This is a genomic window from Lacticaseibacillus manihotivorans DSM 13343 = JCM 12514 (assembly GCF_001435035.1).
Lineage (GTDB): Bacteria > Bacillota > Bacilli > Lactobacillales > Lactobacillaceae > Lacticaseibacillus > Lacticaseibacillus manihotivorans.
In genome coordinates this window covers 1-1,426 of the sequence record NZ_AZEU01000264.1, presented here as the reverse complement: position 1 = coordinate 1,426, position 1,426 = coordinate 1, and the positions used below count along the sequence as shown (strand labels likewise).

Sequence of the window (1,426 nt, the reverse complement as noted above, 5' to 3'; positions counted from 1 at the left end):
TTTTTTCTACCATTAGTCAAGCACTAATGTTGATTTAATCACGTTTTCTTTTACGTTTAGATGGATCACATTTCTTGTTATTAGAGTAATCATCCGTTCATACTGCTGATTTTTGAGTTTGAGGGTAAACCAAATAGACCTTTGGCATTTTCATTTTTTGCCTAAGGGTTTACACTATTCACGTAGTCAGATTGGTTGGCGCTGGACGCCGTATTGATACAACTGACTCGTTGTCACGAGATGATAAATCGTTCGTAGAAGGCGACTCATCGCGGCGACCGCAACTTTCTTTGAGCCAACGGTTTTTCCGTTGACCACGGGAAGTTGCTTTTTTCGTTTCTGATAGAAGTCGTTGATGTGATTTGGTTTCGTCTTAGCGGCACTGGAAATGTTAGTGATCGCCCGATACAAGACCGCTCTAGCAATATGATTGCCGCGTTTACTGATCTGATCAGACGCGATGTAGTTTCCCGACTCATAGTGACGCAGATCGATCCCAACAAAGGCATTCAACTTGTTGCTACTTCCGAAGCGCCGGATATCGCCGAGTTCACCAATAAGGCGCACTACTGTTTTTTCCGCAAATCCAGGAATACTCATGAGAATTTCAAACTCTGGTAGACCCTTAGCCAACTGAACCATTTGATTAATGATCTGATCCTTATGAGCTTCCCGTTCCGTTACTTGTTTGGCGTGATAACGCGTTTGTTCAAGCATTGGTGAATCAATAGACTCGGCCGGATATGAAGCTTTTGCGAGATTCAGAAGTTTAGTTGCGATAGCTTTCAGTGCTGCTTTCCCGTGATGAGAAACCACACTTGATATCTGTTCATAGACGTCTTCCGGCGTTTGTTCGTTTAAACAATCGGCGTGTGGATACAGCTGTACGATTGTCCAGTACATCTTCCCAGTAGGCTTGGACAAGAGCTGTTCAAGCTCTGGAAACGTCAACTGAACACTGCGGTGAAGTCGATTCTTCTCACGTACCAGGTCGGAGTTTACCTCTTGATAGAAGCGACTTAGATTCATCAAGTCCCGATAAACCGGTTCTTGATAATAAGTGAGTCGACGCTTGAAGATCAACTGCGTCTGCGCTAAGTGTAAGGCATCGTTCTTGTCGGTTTTTCGCGTACGCAAACCATCTAACTGCTTCTTAGCGGCTAGCGGATTGAGTTGGGAGTATCGATACTGATGATCATCTAAGAAGCGCCTGAGGCGTTGTGAGTAGACTCCAGTAGCTTCGAAGACGATTTGAGGTTCTCGATATTCCTGCAAGTGTTTGAGTAACTCCTGAAACCCAAACCAGTCGTTGTTGATTTTCGATTGCCATACAGTGGTATCGTCGTTGATTACAGCGACATTGGAAGTAGCCTTACTAACATCAATACCAAATACAATTGCCATTATGAGCACCATCTTTCTAGGG

At 44.1% G+C, this 1,426-nt stretch carries 1 protein-coding gene; it reads right to left on the bottom strand.

What is annotated here, in order from left to right:
• Positions 1 to 186: 186 nt before the first annotated feature.
• Positions 187 to 1,404, bottom strand: coding sequence for an IS110 family RNA-guided transposase (locus tag FD01_RS13350; protein ID WP_056964780.1), 1,218 nt, complete (start codon positions 1,402 to 1,404; stop codon positions 187 to 189).
• Positions 1,405 to 1,426: the final 22 nt, after the last annotated feature.

What these genes read in the sequence shown, in the direction of transcription:
- FD01_RS13350 (WP_056964780.1), bottom strand. Translation starts at nt 1,404, where the DNA reads ATGGCAATTGTATTTGGTATTGATGTTAGTAAGGCTACTTCCAATGTC.